Below are 18,393 nucleotides of genomic sequence, written 5' to 3' on the forward strand. Positions count from 1 at the left end.
CCGTGTGCGTAAATAGCGCAAGCACGGTTCTGAGAGGGGTGTGGTAACAATGGTAGAAGCAGGAAATCGGCCGTGTGATGGCCATCATGATCCTGATAAAGCTAGAGGAACCCATCTACTCGACCAATAAAGGGGTCAAGTCTGTACATAATGTATTTAGTGGTTTATTGTTTTAAGAGTAGGGGGCAAATACAATGTTGGCTCCTGAATTCGTATCATTGAGCGCATAACCGTAGAAAGCCCCATTCAGAGTCCCTACCTACTTAGTCTCTTTTTTTGATTACCCCAACCATCATTCAATTCCACATCACTTTCAATGATAATCATCTTCCAGCCCGATATTTACCTGCAAATAGCGGCATTTTAGGCGGTTAAGGGCTTTATCTGGCCTTTTCGAAGGTGTCGGGCTGTAACTGGTCTTCAAAATTGAGGGCGATCATGATCTCTTGCCGGTAGTTATTGGGGATGAAATTTGGCATTGGCGCAATCCTTATGCTTTGATGCCATTTTACGCTACTTGGGATGGTTTGGGGGTTTTTCTACAGCTTGGTAGAGGGGTCTACCATTGAAATTAGTAGATGGTAAGCAGGCATAACAAGAGCTAGACTTAAACCTTGGCAAGGGTGTGGCTCAAGGGATCGGTCATCGCAAGATTAACTCGACTTTGAAATGCCGCCCTTGTCATTCTACATCATCTATCTGGGCTCTACCGGGATGATGTCAGTCGTAAGACCGTGACTCTGTACGTAGACGTGACAAGATAGATGTCCTTTTAATCTATTAAGAGGAGACCGCCATGTCACGGCGCACACATACATTGCAGGTCAGTGTCGATACGGGTTGTTACCACCACCACGCTGCGGTGGGCCTATCAAATGGAGAATACCTGGGTTCGTTTGAGTTTCCGCATAACAAAGCAGGCTTTCTGGATTTCTTTACAGAGATAGAACGGTACAAGAAGTACAGCGACAACCACGTTTGCGTGGCCATGGAAGGTTATAATGGTCATGCCCGCCCCCTGGACCAGATGGTCCAATCACACGACTATCGTCTGTTTAACATTAACAATGTCAAGTTGTCCCGATTCAAAGAGATCTTTCCCGGAGCAGCGAAAACCGATCGGATAGATGCCCGCAAAGGCCTTGAACTGTTTCAACTACAACAGAGCTTACCGCTAGCCCGGAACGTGCTTCAGGAAGTCACCCCTGTCGCCGAAGTCGAACAACAGCTGAAGCGTTTGAGCCGAAGACGCCGTCGTCTGGTTGACGAGCGAACGCGCTATATCAATGCATTACAGGCCGATTTACGCTCACTGAGTCCAGGTTTAATTGATATCGCAAAAGATGTTGGTAATGTCTGGTTTTTGAATTTCCTGGCCTCAGCGACGGATTTACGTCAGTTGGCGCGGCGAAAGAAAGCGAGTTTACTCAAGGTCAAACAGGTCGGGAAACGCTATGCCAATGTTATTTTGGCCTGGCAGGAGACAGCCCTTTTCAGTAATGACATCGCATTTGTTTGGCCCCTGGTTCGTCAAGATGTGTTACGCATCATCGAACTACGCACCATGATCAAGACGATCGATAAACAGCTGGTCGTGCTAATGGAACAATCAGCTATTGCCCAACATTTACTGTCCATCAAAGGCTTTGGTGATACTTCTTGTGCGGAACTTGCCGGAGAAATTGGGTGTGTTGAACGCTTTGAGAAAGAAACCAGTTTAGCCTTATATTTAGGGATGGCCGTATTGGATAATTCATCGGGCACCTATCAGGGTAGTAAGCGTTCCAAGCAAGTAAATCAACGTGCAAAGAGAGCGATGATGAATGCTGTAGACAAACATCGTAAGTGGGTGGAGCAATCCGGCGATTACTACCAAAAGAAACGGGATGAAGGCAAGAAACACAATCAGGCACTTCGCTCATTGGGACGGCATCTGGTACGCGTTATTTTTAAAATGCTCAAAGAAAATAGAGATTATTATCTTTGAGGTTTAAAAAAACGGGTGAGTTTGCTGGAAATTTAGAGCGGGATGTTCAAGTCTGTATATAATGTATTAATAGTTTATTGTTTAGACCCCTTCTGCTTCTTTAACAGCGAAGAGAAGCGCTGTGAATGCCCCTCTGGCAAAGTCATGTGGTTAAAAAATGAAAAGAAAGAACCAACAGGGTAACGACAAAATCTTCTTTAAGGGCCGCATCAGCGACTGTCGATGCTGCGAATTAAAAAAACAGTGTATGGCCCTAATCCCCCGGTAGAAACACGTATGCTGCACAAGCACTTGATTCCACAGCAAAGAAATAGCCGCCGACCCTGCGGGTGCGACTAATATTTTTAGTTTCACTGTAAAACCAAACGCTTACACATCATCTCGCGTTGCTATCGGGGGATTAGGGAGTAGTGATCATCTGGGTTAGTTCGCCACATAAAAAAGGCACGTCCATTTCTGGTACGTGCCTGATGAGTGAAGAGAAAACCTCTTCTATGTATGGTGCCCCCGGAAAGACTCGAACTTTCGACCAACGGATTATGAGTCCGCTGCTCTAACCAACTGAGCTACAGGGGCAAATTTTATAAGAGCACTCTAAGGCTGTTTCTCACCTTCCATAAAGCTACGCAGTGTTTCTGAGCGGCTGGGGTGGCGCAGTTTACGCAGCGCCTTTGCCTCAATTTGACGGATACGCTCTCGGGTAACATCAAACTGTTTACCCACCTCTTCAAGTGTGTGGTCTGTATTCATGTCGATACCAAAACGCATCCGTAGCACTTTCGCTTCACGGGCGGTCAGGCTCTCCAGTACCGATTGAGTAGTTTCGCGCAAGCCTTCAAAAGTAGCGGAGTGCGAGGGCGATACCATGTTCTGGTCTTCGATAAAGTCGCCTAAGCGCGAATCTTCATCATCACCAATCGGTGTCTCCATGGAGATCGGCTCTTTGGCAATTTTCAACACCTTGCGAACCTTGTCTTCCGGCATCTCCATGCGTTCTGACAGCTCTTCTGGCGTTGCTTCACGACCCATCTCTTGCAACATTTGACGCATCACACGGTTGAGCTTATTGATCGTCTCAATCATATGCACAGGAATACGAATCGTGCGCGCCTGGTCAGCAATTGAGCGGGTGATTGCCTGACGAATCCACCAGGTTGCATAGGTTGAGAACTTATAACCACGACGGTACTCAAACTTATCAACCGCCTTCATCAGGCCAATGTTGCCCTCCTGAATAAGGTCAAGAAACTGCAAACCGCGGTTAGTGTATTTTTTAGCAATCGAGATAACCAATCGCAAGTTGGCCTCGACCATCTCTTTCTTGGCGCGACGTGCCTTCGCCTCGCCAATCGACATTTTACGGTTGATCTCTTTAATTTCAGCAATGCTCAAGCCACTGGCCAACTCAATCGCTTGCAGCTTTTTCTGTGCGCGGATGATGTCACTCTTATGTTCAATCAAAACATCGGAGTAAGCATAACCACTTAGCTGCGCTTCTAGCCACTCGGCACTGGTCTCATTTTCAGGAAATGATGTAATGAACTCTTTGCGTGGCATATGTGCTTGATTGACACAGATTTTCATAATCAAGCGTTCGTGGCCTCGAATGACCTCGACCACATCACGCATGTTTTTAATGATGACATCGAGCACTTTTACAACAATTTTCAACTCACAAAAACGCTCGCCCATCTCCTTGCGGACCGACTCGTACTCTGCATGGCCGCGGCTCTTACCTTGATCGATCGAGAGCACCATAAAGCGCTCATACAGCACACGAATGGAGGCCATGTGCGCGGCAACCTCTTCAGGATCAGGTCCGGTATCGATCTCCTCTTCATCATCATCATCGTCTGAAGAAGCGGCAGGCACTGGCGAAGCAATAACATCCTCTTCAATAGCATTGGGGTCAATGATGGCATTGATGAGGTCAGTCAGACGAATTTCTTCATTTTCAACCCGCTGATACGCAGCCATCAGTAGTGCAACCGCACCGGGGAAAGTGGCCAGTGCTCGGGTAACTTGAGCAACACCCTCTTCGATACGCTTGGCGATGACAATTTCACCTTCACGGGTCAACAGCTCGACGGCACCCATTTCGCGCATATACATGCGCACCGGATCGGTGGTGCGACCCAGCTCTGGGTCAACCGTGGCCGCGAGTGCGGCCGCTGCCTCTTCGGTAGCATCTTCGTCGTCCGGGTTGTCACCGGTAATAATGATTGAATCGGCATCGGGGGCAACTTCATGCACCTCGATACCCATATCATTAATCATATTGATAATGTCTTCGACCTGTTCAGGGTCAATATCATCAGGCAGGTGATCATTTACTTCACGATAGGTGAGGTAACCCTGCTCTTTGCCTTTGGCAATGAGCAATCGAATCTGTGATTGCTGGTCCGCTTCGTTCATATTGACGATTTCCCGAGCCTCAAAACTGTAAAAAATTAGCCCGCGATTCTAACACAGAATGCAAGCCACATGAATCTTAATGCCCCTTAATCCCTAGGATAAAACGTGTAATAAACAACATTACCGCCCGATCACTCCCTGTGATCGATCGTGGATAACGTATAAAATACCCAGGCTATCTGCTTTTAGTCGCCAGACACATCACTTGGTTCACTCACAAGTGGCACTCAAATTTATCTGTTTTGTAATCCTGCGAGCAAACCAAGAAACTCTTTTTTCTCCTGGTCACTCATCTGCTGTTTATTGCGGAGTTCATCCACACGCTGCTCACTCAGCATGGCATCGAGGCGCATTAACACGCCGTCAAACTCCTCTTCAATACCTTCCTGAGGAATCACCACCGGCGTATTCATCAAACGAACCAAGTGCCGCCAGTTGTCGTGATCACGCCAGTGCTCCACCAACGCGCCGGGTGACATCCGCGGATTTTTACTCAAAACCAGCAACACTTCACATAAAAGCGGCATGCCTGGCAACGGCAATGATCGGAATCGCTCACTATCACCCGCTTTTTTGGCCAATGAAGGGACATTAAGCAACAACAGCAGCGCCCGCCGTACCAGTGACAAGCTCTGCCAACCTTTTACCGTGCTCTCAGCTACCGGGGGTGGCTTTTTCATCTTGCCCAGTAGTGAATCAAGGCGAATGGAGTCTATTTGCGCCACTCTGGCCAATTCGTCTTGCATCATCTGCCGCAACACGCCAGAGCGTAACTGCTCAAGCAGCGGCCGGGCAAGATCTACCAATCGTGCCCGGCCACTCACGCTGCTTATATCGACCTGCCTGGAGAGGACTTCATAGAAAAACCCGGAAAACTCCTGGGCCTTCTCAACTCGCTGCTCAAATGCAGTCGACCCTTCACGGCGCACCAGAGAGTCAGGGTCATCACCATCGGGTACAAACATGAAGCGCAGTTGCCACCCTTCACGCATCACCCCAAGTGCATTATTGAGTGCGCGCTCAGCCGCCTCTCTACCTGCACGGTCACCGTCGAAGCAAAAAACAACTTCATCGACGATACGGAACATTCGTTCCAGGTGCTCCTGAGTGGTTGAGGTACCCAAGGTAGCCACGCAATTTCGAATACCAAACTGTGCCAGCGCGACCACGTCCATGTAGCCCTCAACGACAATCAGGCGCTCGAGCTTACGAACACTCTTTCGCGCCTGAAAAAGCCCATACAGCTCGTGGCCCTTATGGAACACCGAGGTTTCGGGTGAGTTCAAATATTTAGGTGTCTCATCACCCAGCACTCGCCCACCAAAACCAACCACGCGACCCCGCGCATCTCGAATAGGAAACATCACTCGATCACGAAAGCGATCGTAACTGCCACCGTGCTCTTTTTCGATTAATAGGCCGCTGTCAATCAGCTCACTTGACGGCATGTTGAGTGCCGAGAGCAGGTTATCCCAACCGGGGGGCGCGTAACCCAGCTCATATTCGCGGGCGATCTCGCCGCTCAAACCACGCTGTTTGAGGTAATCCACCGCTGAGTGTGACTGCGGGTGCTGTACAAGCTGACTGCGATAGAATTTAACCGCTCGCTCCAGCAACGCGTAAAGCCCTTTATTCGATGCCAAGCGACTCTCTTCACCTGGGGTTGGCTGCTCTCGGGGAACCTCTAAACCCGCTAGCCCCGCAAGATCTTCTACCGCATCAACAAAGCCCGCGTGCTCAAACTCCATCAAAAAGCTCAATGCATTGCCGTGTACGCCACATCCAAAACAGTGATAAAACTGCTTTTGCTGGCTTACCGTAAACGAAGGGGTTTTTTCATCATGGAATGGGCAGCAAGCGGTAAACTCTTTGCCCGCCTTACGCAAAGAGACCCGTGGATTGATAATATCAACGATATCAATCCGTGACAGTAGCTCATCAATAAACGGCTGAGGAATTTTCCCTGCCATGGTATCCGCTAGGTTTTTTCAAAGTACAACAGAATATTAACCCTGATATCAGGCGAGCAGGCGTTTTTTAACATGGGCACTTACCTGCCCCATATCTGCGCGACCCTGAAGTTTCGGCTTTAAGGCCGCCATCACTTTGCCCATATCCTTTAAGCTCGATGCACCTGTTTCAGCCATCACCTCATCAATCTCAGCACTCACTTGCGCCTCACTCATGGCCTCAGGAAGGAACTCCTTAATAACCGCCACTTCAGCATGCTCAATATCTGCAAGATCTTGGCGATTAGCGCTCTCAAACTGGCTGATGGACTCTTTGCGCTGCTTAACCATTTTGGTTAGCACCTCAAGAACCTGCTCATCATTCAGCTCAATACGCTCATCAACCTCTTTTTGCTTAATCGCAGCATTAACAAGCCGTATCACACCCAAGCGAACGGTTTGCCTCGCTCGCATAGCATCCTTCATAGAGGCTATCAGCTGCTGTTTTAAGGTAATATCAACCATCGAGCGACTCCGCAGTTGGCAAATTGAGATTTAGCCTAGTACAGACGTACGCGACGTGACTGCTCTTTTGACATTTTTTTCATATGACGCTTAACAGCGGCCGCTGCTTTGCGCTTGCGGACTGCGGTTGGTTTTTCGTAGAACTCGCGGCTACGCAACTCACCAAGGACTCCCGCTTTCTCACAGGTACGCTTGAAACGACGCAATGCAACGTCAAATGGTTCGTTCTCTTTTACGCGAACAACTGGCATGTGGACTCAACCCTCTTTATATAAGTAGTCATCATTTCATTCAGAGGCGCGATTCTAGACAGTTATCAACAAAAAATCAAAGTTCTTGCGCATATTTGTTTTCAACGGGACAATACCCCCCATGAGAATACTTGGCATAGAATCATCCTGCGACGAAACCGGCATTGCAATTTACGATGCTGACAAGGGGCTGATCGCCCATAAAATACACAGCCAGATTGAGCTACACGCTGTCTATGGCGGCGTGGTACCTGAGCTTGCGTCCCGCGACCACATCCGCAAAACAATCCCGCTGATACGCCAAGTGATGGCTGAAGCGGATACCATGGCGGAACAGCTGGACGGTATTGCGTATACCGCAGGCCCAGGGTTGATGGGCGCACTGCTGGTGGGCGCATCCATTGGGCGCAGCCTCGCTTACGCCTGGAACATTCCGGCAGTTGCCATTCATCATCTTGAGGGACATTTATTGGCCCCCATGCTGGATGAACCAAAGCCTGCATTCCCCTTTATCGCATTGCTGGTGTCGGGTGGGCATACGCAGCTCATGGAGGTGCAAGGTGTCGGTGACTACCGAATGCTTGGTTGCACACTGGATGATGCAGCCGGTGAGGCCTTTGATAAAACAGCAAAACTACTGAAGCTGGGATACCCAGGCGGCCCAAAGATTGCGGAGCTGGCCATGCAAGGAAACCCTGATCGCTATAAGTTTCCTCGCCCAATGACCAATCGGCCAGGAATCGACTTCAGTTTCAGCGGGCTAAAAACCTTTGCGTTAAACACACTGCATAAGGATGGCGATGATGCACAGACAAAAGCAGATATCGCACTCGCTTTTGAAGTTGCGGTTGCAGAAACAATGGTGATTAAATGTCGTCGCGCCATCGAGCTGACCCAACTCAAGCGGCTGGTGATCGCCGGGGGTGTTAGCGCCAACCTGCGCTTGCGACAACGGCTTGAAGATATGGGCGCAAAACTGGGTGTTGAGGTCTTCTATCCACGCCAAGAGTTTTGCACTGACAATGGCGCCATGATCGCCTATGCTGGCCTGCTACGCCTGCAAGCAGGCGAGCAGCAGGGGACTGCATTTGGCGCCCGACCACGCTGGCCACTGGATGAGCTGAGCCACCTTTAAAAAGTCATGAATATTTTAACTGGCTAAACCCGCAATGGAGTCACACACTCACTCAGCCGGCACTTTTTATAGTCCGCCATAATCAAGGCATGGTCGAACGCCATCCGCTTGGGCAGTGCATCCACAGAAAAAATCTCAACCCCGGCCGCGTCATCTTCGGCACACGGCTCACCTACTGCGGTTGCAATGTAGACAGCACTAACGGTATGACCCCGCTCATCACGGCTGGGGTGGGAGTAGCAACCGAGTAGTCTTTTAAGCGTCACATCCAGCGAAGTCTCCTCCTTTGCCTCACGAATAGCCGCCTGCTCCAGTGCCTCTCCAACATCCACAAAACCACCGGGCAAGGCCCAGCCATAAGGTGGGTATTTTCTCTCTATCAGCACAATGGGAGAGTCGGCTCGATCTGTCAGCTCAATCACCAGATCGACGGTAATAAGTGGGGTAGTCGGGCGCATATTCATACCAATAGCAGGGCCGCTAGGCCAAGAAAAGTCAGGAAACCAATGACATCGGTCACCGTGGTTAAAATCACACCACCCGCCAAGGCGGGGTCGATATCCATGCGCCGCAGAACCAGTGGAATAACAACCCCAGCAAAGGCGGCACACATCAGGTTAACGAGAATTGCCGTGCCAATCACGCCACCCAACATCACATCATCAAACCAGGCGATTACGATAACGGCTACCACCAGCGACCAGACAATGCCGTTGACCGCACCAACCGCCAGCTCCTTAGCGAGCAGTCGACGCGCATTACTATCGCCCACCTGCCCGAGCGCCATGCCGCGAATCACCAGTGTGAGCGTCTGACTACCGGCAATCCCCCCCATCGATGCTACCACCGGCATCAAAACCGCCAGCACCACCAGTTTTTCGATGGTGGCATCAAATAGGCCAATCACCCAAGCCGCGAGAAAAGCAGTGAGCAGGTTAACACCCAGCCAGATAGCCCGACGGCGCGAGCTGGTGAGTGCGGGTGCAAAAACATCACTTGTCTCACTTAAACCCGCCATACTCATGAAGGAGTGATCCACTCCTTCACGGATAACATCAACCACGTCATCAACTGTAATACGTCCCAGCAGCCGGCCATACTCATCAATAACGGGCGCTGAGACAAAGTCACGGTGTTCGAATAGTTTGGCCACCTCATTGGCAGGCATACTCGCAGGGATGCCTTCAATTTTGGAGTTATAGACATCGAGTACATGCAGCTCGGGGTTTTTCACCAACAGCTCGATCAGCGGCAGCACCCCAAGATAGCGTCCTGTCCGGTCAATCACCATCAGACTATCGGTATTATCAGGAATTCGCTTCTGCCAACGCAAATAGCGCACCACCACACCCAGCGTTATATCGGCACGCACCGAGACCGTATCAATGTTCATCAAGCCACCCGCACTATCCTCGGGATAGGCGAGTACCGTTTTAATTTGTTCACGGCGGTGAGCGTCAAAACTATACAGTACCTGACGAATAACGGCGTCAGGAAGCTCTTGTAGGAAATCCACCAGATCATCCAGATCCAGCCCTTTTGTGGCTTCAGCCAGCTCCTGCGGCGCCATGGGTTTAATCAGCGGAGAGCGCACTTCGGAGTTGAGGTAAACCAGCACTTCACCCTTGCGCTCAAGAGGCATCAACTGCCAGACTGATTCACGCTCTGATGCAGGCAGTGACTCCAGTAGCAGTGCATTTTCTGAGGGGTGCAACTGACTCAGCATCAGGCGAATGTCACTGACAGATCCCGCATGCAGCAGCTCTATCAGCGCCTCTACGCGCTCAATGTTCTGTTCATGTTCTTTAACTTCAGGCATGGCAGGCTCATAAAACAGTCGCTAACCCGGATATTTCATAGATTATGTGTAATCTTTGCGCAAACTTATGAAATATTCGGGCTAAATGAAAAACTTACTCGGTGTAAGTTCAGGTGAGGCAGCCCACTACTCTGCCTCACCAAAGCGATTGGCAACGAGTGAGCAGAGTTGTTGCAGCGCCTTATTTTCATCATCACCCTCGGCATGGATAATAATCTCTTTTCCTCTACTCGCCGCAAGCATCATAACGCCCATGATACTTTTGCCGTTAACACGACGTTCGCCATGCTCCACTTCAATTTCGCTCGAGAATCCAGAGGCGAGCGAGACTAATTTAGCGGCTGCCCGCGCATGCAAGCCCAGCTTGTTTACTATCGTCACTCGCTGGCTTTTCATTGACACTCATCACCACAGATAAAGATGCCTTCACGGCCACCCTCTTGTGCCTTCTGTGCGACGGCATCGATCTCCAGGCTAGCATAATTGAGAACCCGCACCACCATCGGCAGGTTGACCCCTGAAACAACCCGCACATTGGCTACTTTCGCTAGGCGGTTGGCAATATTGGAGGGAGTTCCGCCGTACATATCGGTCAAAACAACCACACCCGACCCGCTATCCAGCTTGCGAATTAAATCGCATGCGCGCCCGTAGCGCTGCTCGCAATCACAATCCATCGGCACTGGGAGCAGCTCGGTTGCAAGCGGACAGATACCGACAATTTTGGTCGCCGTCTCTAAAATCACGCGACCCACCGCATCATGGGTAATAATCAACAAACCAATGCTCATGCCAGCTCCCGATGCCGAGAGATCATTTGCGGGTAACGCTGCTTGAGCTGCTGCTGTAGCCTCTCAACACAGTAAACAGAGCGGTGCTGCCCCCCGGTGCAGCCGATAGCAACCGTCACATAGCTACGATTTTCCGCCTCAAAACGAGGTAGCCAACGCAGTAGGAAATCAGCAATATCCGCCTCCATTTGTGCCACTTCGGGCTGCGCTTCCAGGTAATCCATTACTGGTTTTTCCAGACCTGTCGCATGCCGCAAGTGCGACTCCCAATGGGGGTTGGGCAGACAGCGCACATCAAATATAAAATCAACATCGGCTGGGGCTCCGTGTTTAAAGCCAAAGGACATTAGCAGCAGTGAGAGCGTTCCCTTTGCACGTTGAACCACTCGACCGGCGATCATTGCACGCAATTCGCGAACATTGATGTTGCTGGTTTCAATGCAAATATCCGCACATTCACGCACCGCACCCAGCATGAGCCGCTCTTGCTTCACCGCTTCAGCCAGTGAAACATTATCTTTACTCAAGGGGTGTTTGCGGCGTGTTTCACTAAAGCGTTTCTGTAGCACGGGCTCGGTAGCATCAAGAAAAAGCACTTCACACTCGGCACCCAGTTTGCGCACATCACTCACTACCTCGGGGAAATGCTGAAGATCACTACTCAGGTTTCGCACATCGATCCCCACAGCCAGGTTCTCAACGGGGTGGCTGCGACCCAGGCTTTGTGAGACAAAGTCTTTCAGCAACATTAAGGGCAGATTATCAATACAGTAGTAGCCCGCATCTTCAAGTACATGCAGCGCGGTACTTTTACCCGAACCTGAATAGCCACTGACCACAATAAGTTTCATAGACCACCTCTGGCAAGCTGTTCGGAGTGTCGCCGTATAAACTCCTGATCCGCATAATAACCCTTGCTACGCAGGATATGCTGGCTTGCCGCACTCTCAACCAAAACCGCAAGGTTGCGACCCGATGCCACAGGAATTGTAATTTTGGAAATTTCGACTTCCAGCACAACACAACTGGTGCGGTCACCTGCCAGGCGGTCAATTTTCTGCATCTCGGTATCACTCATCTGTTTCAGCTGAATAATCAGGCGAAGGTTTTTATCCTGCTTGATCGCGCTATCACCAAAAAGTGCGCGCACATTCAGAATACCCAACCCCCGCACCTCAAGAAAATCCTGTAAAAGTGACGGACAGCGCCCGCGAATGGTATCGGCTGAGATGCGAAAAAACTCCGGCGCATCATCCGCGATAATGCGATGCCCACGACTAAGCAGCTCCAGCGCCAGCTCACTCTTGCCGACACTGCTTTTGCCGGTCAGCAAAACACCAACACCTTTAACCTCCATAAAAACACCGTGTAACACTTGCTTGTCAGCAACCGCAATCGCATAATATTCTTGCAGGTAATTTATCAGTTTTCGGCAAGAGGCTGAGCTGGTTAAGAGAGGAAGGTCGTTATCATCGGCTGCCTGTTGAAAATCAACCGGTACTTTTGCCTGGTCAGCGATGACAATACACATCGGTGACAATGCAAAAAGTGCTTTTATTTGGCCAGCACGCGCACTTTTTTTCAATCGATCCAAGTAGCTCAGCTCGTGATCACCAAGAACCTGAATATGACTGGGTTGAATAACATTCATGTAACCAAACAGAACATCGTTGTTCTCTTGGCATTTTTCAAGATCAATCGACCGACTGACACCAGAATAACCCGCCACCCACTCAAGGTTCAGCGTCTCTTGATGCGCTTCAAACAGAGCCTTGATGGTTAAGAACGAGGCCACCCGTCAGTGGTCTTTTGACCAGCCAGTGATCAGCGCGTGAAGCCGCTCATTATCTTGGCACTCACGAAGGACTCGGCAAAGCGCATGATCACTAAACATTTCAGCCAATTGAGCCAGCATCTGCAAATGCTCATCAGTCGACTCTTCGGGCACTACCAAGACAAACAGCAGATCAACAGGCTTGCCATCAATCGCATCATAATCGACCGGTTCCGACAACTGAACAAAAAGCGCCATGGCTTTAGTTAAATTTTTCACACGACCATGGGGTATCGCAACACCATTGCCAAAACCGGTACTACCCAGTCGCTCCCGGGCAATCAGGCTATCCTGAATAACACCCTGAGAAACTGTCGCGCCACCTGCTGAAAGCATTTCGCTAGCAAGCTCCAACACGCGTTTTTTGCTGGCAACACTCACCCCACAGAGTACATTTTCCGGGGCAAGAATATCTGAAAGTTTCATACTGTTATTATCTTCAGCCCCTCACGCGTTATCTATTTCAACCGCTTGACTCTTCACTGCGATCGCCTCACTGCGGTGGTGGTCGGTCAGTTTTTCTTTATGCTTTTTGATCTGGCGATCAAGCTTGTCGACTAGGGAGTCGATTGCGGCGTACATATTTTCATTGGTCGACTCAGCGAACAGATCACCACCCGCCACATGCACTGTTGCCTCCGCTTTCTGGTTTTTCTTTTCAACCGAAAGAATGACGTGAACATTAGTTACATTGTCAAAATAGCGCTCTAGGCGCGCAATCTTGTTCTTAACGTACTCTTGCATTGCTTCTGTTAGATCGATTTTCTGGCCAGTAATATTTAATTGCATTATTAACTCCTAGTCTTAACCGAGTCGCTTACGTTCATTTGAAGGAGGAATAGACATCGCCTCACGGTATTTGGCAACTGTTCGGCGAGCGACATTAATGCCCTGCTCTCCTAATAAATTTGCCAGCTTGTTATCACTTAAGGGCTTTTTAGGCTCTTCCGCAATGATAAGTTTCTTGAGCAGGGCGCGAATGGCGGTAGAGGAACACTCTCCGCCGCCCACCGTCCCCACGTGACTGGAAAAGAAATACTTCAATTCAAAAATTCCACGCGGGGTGTGCATATATTTTTTTGTGGTCACACGAGAGATTGTTGACTCGTGCATGCCAACTTCTTCAGCCACATCTGCCAATACTAGCGCCTTCATCGCCTCTTCGCCATATTCGAAAAAAGCACGCTGGTACTCTACGATACATTTAGAGACTTTTAGCAACGTCTCACTGCGACTTTTCAGGCTCTTAATAAACCAGCGAGCCTCTTGAAGATTGCTCTTTAAATAGGTGTTATCTGCGCTGTTATCTGCACGTTTAATCATACCAGAATAATAGGGGTTTACCCTTATTTTTGGCGCGCACTCAGGATTCAGCTCCACCTTCCACTTGCCTTTTACTTTTGTCACCAATACCTCAGGGACGATATACTCTGATGGTGATTCAGCAATGGCGTTGCCCGGGCGGGGGTTAACCGACTGCACAAGTGAGATGACTTCCATCAACACCTCTTCACTCAACTGCATTCGACGCATGATCTGTTTAAAATCACGTGCGGCCAACAGCGACATAAAGTCACCAATCAGCCGCTTTCCCTCCTGAAGTCTCGGGGTGTCCGCGTCATATTGCGCCAGCTGTAACAGTATAGATTCACGCAGGTCTCGCGCTGCAACGCCTGCGGGGTCACAGTGCTGCACCACACACAGCACGGCTTCTATTTCATCGAGCTCAACGCCCTCATCACCATCAAAGCCCTCAAGGAGCTCATCAAGTGTAACCGTAAGGTAGCCTTCATCATCGATAGAGTCGATAATGGCGCTGGCAATATCACGATCGCGTGGTGACAGGTTACTCATTTCAATCTGCCAGGCAAGGTGCTCTTGTAGAGATTGGCTGCCACTGCCATGTTCAAATTCGCGCTGATCCTCATCAGCCCCACCCAGCATTGGGCCTGCCGGCGCTTCAAACACATCATCCCAACCACTATCTACTGGCAGATCATCAGGGATGTTGTCGTTAGTTTGCAGTTCACGCTCTTCTTGTACCGGCGCCTCAGCGCCACCCTCGGCCTCAACCGTTGCCCGCTCTTCTGCTGGCTGGGTGTCACTCTCACGGCCAGAATCCTCATCCACCTCAAGCAGCGGGTTGGAGTCTAACGCCTCTTGTATCTCCGCCTCCAACTCCATGCTGGAGAGTTGCAGCAAGCGTATTGCCTGCTGCAGCTGCGGTGTCATTGTCAGGCTATGACCCAGTTTTATTTGAAGCGATTGTTTCATGCTGCTCTTTATCTTCTCTCTCAGCACCCTTAGCGGCATTGATACTTACATCTTAAAACCATGTCCCAAATAAACATCTTTTACTTGCTGGTTTTCCAATACTTCTTGTGGTGTACCTGTCGCCAGCACTTCACCGGCACTCATGATGTATGCCCGCTGGCAGATGCCTAATGTTTCTCGCACATTGTGATCTGTAATCAGGACACCAATTCCGCGCTGGCAGAGGTGTTTAATGATCTGCTGAATATCAAGCACTGAGATCGGGTCGACACCCGCAAAAGGCTCATCGAGCAAAATGAAGGTTGGGTCAGCCGCCAGCGCACGAGCTATTTCAACCCGGCGGCGCTCTCCACCCGACAAGCTCATCCCCAGACTATCCTGGATCTGAGTCAGGTGAAACTCCTGTAACAACCCCTCAAGTTTGCGCTGCCGCTGATCTGGAGAGAGCTCACTGTTCAGCTCTAATACCGCCATGATATTATCGCTCACTGAGAGCTTACGAAATACAGATGCCTCTTGCGGCAAGTAACCAATGCCGAGTTTTGCACGGGCATGTAGCGGCAGCGTGGTCAGATCTTTTCCGTACAGGGTGATTTTCCCCTTGTCACTCGGAACCAACCCCGCAACCATATAAAAACAGGTTGTTTTTCCAGCGCCATTGGGACCAAGCAGGCCAACCACCTCTCCTCGGTTGACACAGAGGGAGACATCTTTGACAACTTGACGGCTGCCATACTGTTTCGCCACTCCATCCACAACCAAGTCACTCACTGACACCCCCTTGCGGCGAAGGACGCTCGCGAAGCGCCTCAGGCTGTATAACAACCCGCACCCGTTGCTTTTCACTACCTTGGTGGCTTGCTAAAATTCTATCGTTATAAATATCAAACTCGATCCGACCACCACTAAAGTGATTCCCACCCTGCCACAGCTGAGCCTCACCCTCCATGAGCAAGCGCCCGTCACTCATTTGGTAGCTCATTTTATTGGCTTGCGCACGAATGGGCTCACCCGCCTCGCCCACTATTTCGAAACGAACCGGCGTACCTTCTGATTCAATGCGGTGCAGAGTGCGCTTATCACTAAAAACCGACACCTGATCCGCACGCAAGCTCATACCGCCTTGCTGAAAAAGCACCTCACCGCGATAAACACTCACTCCCTTCGGCTCGTCGATCAGCACTTCGGATGCCTCTATCAATACCGGGGCATTACGATCGGCCTCTGCGGCCATCAACGGCATAGAGAGCAAAACAGCGAACAGTGCAGCCCATTGATTAAAAATTCTCATACCTTACCCGAACTTTAGATTGCAACTGTAAACGATTATTTTGCAGATCAAGCAGTAAACCTCGCCCCGACAGCTCTCCCACATCATGCTGTTTAAGGGCGATATCCGCCTCACTGCTCGCCTGTTTTTTCACTAGGTCGACGATAATATGCTCCAATTCCAACCGGAGTGGAGCCGCGTCAGCCCCGCCTTCATAAAGTGAAACATGATGTCGTAGCTCTAACTGCTGCTCTTTTTTCTTTAGCAGACCCTCTTTGGCCGCGACGACCCAACTAGGTTGACCTTGGTGATAAATGACCATTTTAGGTTCTTGTAGGCTCATCGTATCATTGTGCGGAAAATGCGTCAGTGATGAAGCAAAGACATGATATTTCGCATCGCCACCTTCACTGGAGACGTGAAGGTTTAAGCCCCGCATATGGAAGTCGGATTGACTCTCCATTACCAACTCGCTCTCACCCGGCGACTCCATGACCTCTTGAGAGAACCACGCGATGGCAATTACAGCCGCCAAAGCAAAACCAATCACTAGGTAGTGGCGATAAACTAACAAAGAAAACCTACCGCGTGGCTTATCAACCATGAAAAGGTCACAGGTATTGATTCAATGTCGACTCTAGGCTGCCTTGTGCCTCCATAATCAACTCACAAATATCGCGAGCAGCACCACGACCACCACAACTTGGTGTCTGCCAATGGGCATGCTTTTTAACCCAGCTATGCGCATCCTGTACCGCAACTGCCAAGCCAACACGCCGCATGATGGGCAGATCAACCACATCATCACCCACGTAAGCCACTTGCTTGGCCGTCACACCCAACCTATCAATCAGCTCCAAAAAAGCAGGCAGCTTTTCGTGCTGCCCTTGATACACATATTTAATACCAAGATTTGCCATGCGGTGCGTCACCACATTAGAGGTGCGTCCGGTGATGATAGCCACCTCGACACCGCTTTCACGCAGCATTTTCATACCGTGGCCATCGCGGGAGTTAAAGGCCTTCATCTCCTCTCCACTGTCGCTAAAGAAGAGGGAGCCATCGGTCAAGACACCGTCCACATCAAAGATAATCAGCTTAATCTGCTCAGCCCGTTCCAGAATATCCTGCATATTTCCACCTGCATTTTTGTCGACTTTCAGACCACGCCCGCACGTAGCAAGTCGTGCATATTGAACGCACCCACCACACACCCTGCACCATCAACAACGGGTAATGCATTAATTTTGTACTCATCGAGTATCTGCAACGCCTCAGCCGCCAGCATATTACATTGTACCGTTTGACAAGGTGTCGTCATGTGCTCCTTCACTTGCATCTGGTGCAGGTTGATCTCACCATGATCGAGCATACGCCGAAGATCACCGTCCGTAAAAACACCCTGTAACTGCAATTTATCATATGAATCAACCACCACCACCATGCCTAACCCTTTGCGCGTCATCTCTACCAAGGCATCACTCATCGGCTGTTCACCGGTAACCAGCGGGATTGCCGAATCACCGTGCATAATATCACTCACATGCAACAGCAGCCGCCGACCCAGGCTACCGCCAGGATGGGAGAGTGCAAAATCTTCCGCTGTAAAGCCCCGCGCTTCCAGCAGTGAAACCGCCAGAGCATCTCCCATTGCCAGTGCTGCGGTGGTGCTCGCAGTGGGCGCCAGCCCAAGCGGACAAGCCTCCTTGCTTACACTGACATCGATATGAACATCTGCTTCACGCGCCAGAGTGGAATCTGGATTACCGGTTAGCGCAATCATCGGCACGCCCGCACGGCGAATCAGCGGCAGAATGGTTCTCAGCTCATCTGTCTCGCCCGAGTTGGAGTAAGCCAGCACCACATCTTTTGATGTAATCATCCCGAGGTCACCATGACTCGCCTCACCGGGGTGCATAAAAAAAGCGGGGGTTCCGGTACTGGCCAGTGTCGCCGCCACCTTATTGCTTATGTGGCCCGACTTGCCCATGCCCGTCACCACCACCCGCCCTTCACAGGCCAGCATAAATTCACAGGCACGCACAAAGCCCTCATCAATTCGCGCAATCAACGCGGTAATTGAGTCGGCCTCGGTTTTTAGCACCGCCGTCGCCAATGCGGTTACTTTTTGCTTATCCATGGG

At 50.3% G+C, this 18,393-nt stretch carries 20 protein-coding genes and 1 tRNA gene; 2 read left to right on the forward strand and 19 right to left on the reverse strand.

What is annotated here, in order from left to right; translation table 11 throughout:
* The first annotated feature begins 796 nt into the window (after nt 1-796).
* The gene (locus L3J94_08480; protein ID MCF6218775.1) at nt 797-1,987 is read left to right on the forward strand and encodes an IS110 family transposase; all 1,191 of its coding nucleotides are present in this window, start codon (nt 797-799) and stop codon (nt 1,985-1,987) included.
* A 499-nt stretch (nt 1,988-2,486) separates the two neighbouring features.
* On the opposite strand, the gene L3J94_08485 is transcribed toward L3J94_08480, so the two are convergent.
* The 5 genes from L3J94_08485 to rpsU form a co-directional block, all read right to left on the reverse strand.
* Nucleotides 2,487-2,563: transfer RNA gene (locus L3J94_08485), tRNA-Ile, on the reverse strand.
* A gap of 18 nt (nt 2,564-2,581) precedes the next feature.
* Complete coding sequence (gene rpoD / locus L3J94_08490; GenBank protein ID MCF6218776.1) at nt 2,582-4,402, reverse strand: RNA polymerase sigma factor RpoD; 1,821 nt, start codon at nt 4,400-4,402, stop codon at nt 2,582-2,584.
* 233 nt (nt 4,403-4,635) lie between these two features.
* Nucleotides 4,636-6,372: a DNA primase gene (dnaG, locus tag L3J94_08495; protein ID MCF6218777.1), complete on the reverse strand. Its 1,737-nt coding sequence runs from the start codon at nt 6,370-6,372 to the stop codon at nt 4,636-4,638.
* A 48-nt stretch (nt 6,373-6,420) separates the two neighbouring features.
* On the reverse strand, nt 6,421-6,867 hold the full coding sequence (locus L3J94_08500) for a GatB/YqeY domain-containing protein (GenBank protein MCF6218778.1): 447 nt from the start codon (nt 6,865-6,867) through the stop codon (nt 6,421-6,423).
* 44 nt (nt 6,868-6,911) lie between these two features.
* Complete coding sequence (gene rpsU / locus L3J94_08505) at nt 6,912-7,127, reverse strand: 30S ribosomal protein S21 (GenBank protein MCF6218779.1); 216 nt, start codon at nt 7,125-7,127, stop codon at nt 6,912-6,914.
* A gap of 121 nt (nt 7,128-7,248) precedes the next feature.
* Between rpsU and tsaD the strand changes: the two genes are divergently transcribed.
* Nucleotides 7,249-8,262 carry a tRNA (adenosine(37)-N6)-threonylcarbamoyltransferase complex transferase subunit TsaD gene (gene tsaD / locus L3J94_08510; protein ID MCF6218780.1) on the forward strand — a complete coding sequence of 338 codons (1,014 nt, stop codon included), beginning with the start codon at nt 7,249-7,251 and terminating at the stop codon, nt 8,260-8,262.
* A 23-nt stretch (nt 8,263-8,285) separates the two neighbouring features.
* Here tsaD and L3J94_08515 read toward each other — a convergent pair whose 3' ends face one another.
* The 14 genes from L3J94_08515 to L3J94_08580 all read right to left on the reverse strand — a co-directional run bounded on the left by L3J94_08515 (nt 8,286) and on the right by L3J94_08580 (nt 18,390).
* The gene (locus L3J94_08515; GenBank protein ID MCF6218781.1) at nt 8,286-8,726 is read right to left on the reverse strand and encodes an NUDIX hydrolase; all 441 of its coding nucleotides are present in this window, start codon (nt 8,724-8,726) and stop codon (nt 8,286-8,288) included.
* Complete coding sequence (gene mgtE / locus L3J94_08520; protein ID MCF6218782.1) at nt 8,723-10,081, reverse strand: magnesium transporter; 1,359 nt, start codon at nt 10,079-10,081, stop codon at nt 8,723-8,725. The genes L3J94_08515 and mgtE overlap by 4 nt, the downstream gene beginning before the upstream one ends.
* Nucleotides 10,082-10,207: 126 nt before the next feature.
* Nucleotides 10,208-10,477, reverse strand: a complete 270-nt coding sequence (locus L3J94_08525) for an HPr family phosphocarrier protein (GenBank protein ID MCF6218783.1) — start codon at nt 10,475-10,477, stop codon at nt 10,208-10,210.
* Nucleotides 10,474-10,872, reverse strand: coding sequence for a PTS sugar transporter subunit IIA (locus L3J94_08530; GenBank protein ID MCF6218784.1), 399 nt, complete (start codon nt 10,870-10,872; stop codon nt 10,474-10,476). The genes L3J94_08525 and L3J94_08530 overlap by 4 nt, the downstream gene beginning before the upstream one ends.
* A complete protein-coding gene (rapZ, locus tag L3J94_08535; protein MCF6218785.1) occupies nt 10,869-11,723 on the reverse strand; it encodes an RNase adapter RapZ in 855 nt (284 codons plus the stop codon). The genes L3J94_08530 and rapZ overlap by 4 nt, the downstream gene beginning before the upstream one ends.
* Entirely contained in the window at nt 11,720-12,667 is a 948-nt protein-coding gene (gene hprK / locus L3J94_08540; protein ID MCF6218786.1) for an HPr(Ser) kinase/phosphatase, read from the reverse strand. Before hprK ends, rapZ begins: the two co-directional genes overlap by 4 nt.
* 3 nt (nt 12,668-12,670) lie before the next feature.
* The gene (ptsN, locus tag L3J94_08545; protein ID MCF6218787.1) at nt 12,671-13,132 is read right to left on the reverse strand and encodes a PTS IIA-like nitrogen regulatory protein PtsN; all 462 of its coding nucleotides are present in this window, start codon (nt 13,130-13,132) and stop codon (nt 12,671-12,673) included.
* A gap of 21 nt (nt 13,133-13,153) precedes the next feature.
* Nucleotides 13,154-13,495: a ribosome-associated translation inhibitor RaiA gene (raiA, locus tag L3J94_08550; protein ID MCF6218788.1), complete on the reverse strand. Its 342-nt coding sequence runs from the start codon at nt 13,493-13,495 to the stop codon at nt 13,154-13,156.
* 15 nt (nt 13,496-13,510) lie between these two features.
* The gene (locus tag L3J94_08555; GenBank protein MCF6218789.1) at nt 13,511-14,980 is read right to left on the reverse strand and encodes an RNA polymerase factor sigma-54; all 1,470 of its coding nucleotides are present in this window, start codon (nt 14,978-14,980) and stop codon (nt 13,511-13,513) included.
* A gap of 45 nt (nt 14,981-15,025) precedes the next feature.
* Nucleotides 15,026-15,751 carry an LPS export ABC transporter ATP-binding protein gene (lptB, locus tag L3J94_08560; GenBank protein MCF6218790.1) on the reverse strand — a complete coding sequence of 242 codons (726 nt, stop codon included), beginning with the start codon at nt 15,749-15,751 and terminating at the stop codon, nt 15,026-15,028.
* The gene (gene lptA / locus L3J94_08565; protein MCF6218791.1) at nt 15,744-16,271 is read right to left on the reverse strand and encodes a lipopolysaccharide transport periplasmic protein LptA; all 528 of its coding nucleotides are present in this window, start codon (nt 16,269-16,271) and stop codon (nt 15,744-15,746) included. Before lptA ends, lptB begins: the two co-directional genes overlap by 8 nt.
* Nucleotides 16,258-16,824, reverse strand: a complete 567-nt coding sequence (gene lptC / locus L3J94_08570) for an LPS export ABC transporter periplasmic protein LptC (protein ID MCF6218792.1) — start codon at nt 16,822-16,824, stop codon at nt 16,258-16,260. The genes lptA and lptC overlap by 14 nt, the downstream gene beginning before the upstream one ends.
* A gap of 37 nt (nt 16,825-16,861) precedes the next feature.
* Nucleotides 16,862-17,383, reverse strand: coding sequence for a 3-deoxy-manno-octulosonate-8-phosphatase KdsC (kdsC, locus tag L3J94_08575; protein MCF6218793.1), 522 nt, complete (start codon nt 17,381-17,383; stop codon nt 16,862-16,864).
* Nucleotides 17,384-17,409: 26 nt separating this feature from the next.
* Entirely contained in the window at nt 17,410-18,390 is a 981-nt protein-coding gene (locus L3J94_08580) for a KpsF/GutQ family sugar-phosphate isomerase (GenBank protein MCF6218794.1), read from the reverse strand.
* Nucleotides 18,391-18,393: the final 3 nt, after the last annotated feature.

The sequence above is a fragment of the Gammaproteobacteria bacterium genome, assembly GCA_021647245.1.
In the GTDB taxonomy this organism is placed as follows: Bacteria; Pseudomonadota; Gammaproteobacteria; order RBG-16-57-12; family RBG-16-57-12; genus JAFLJP01.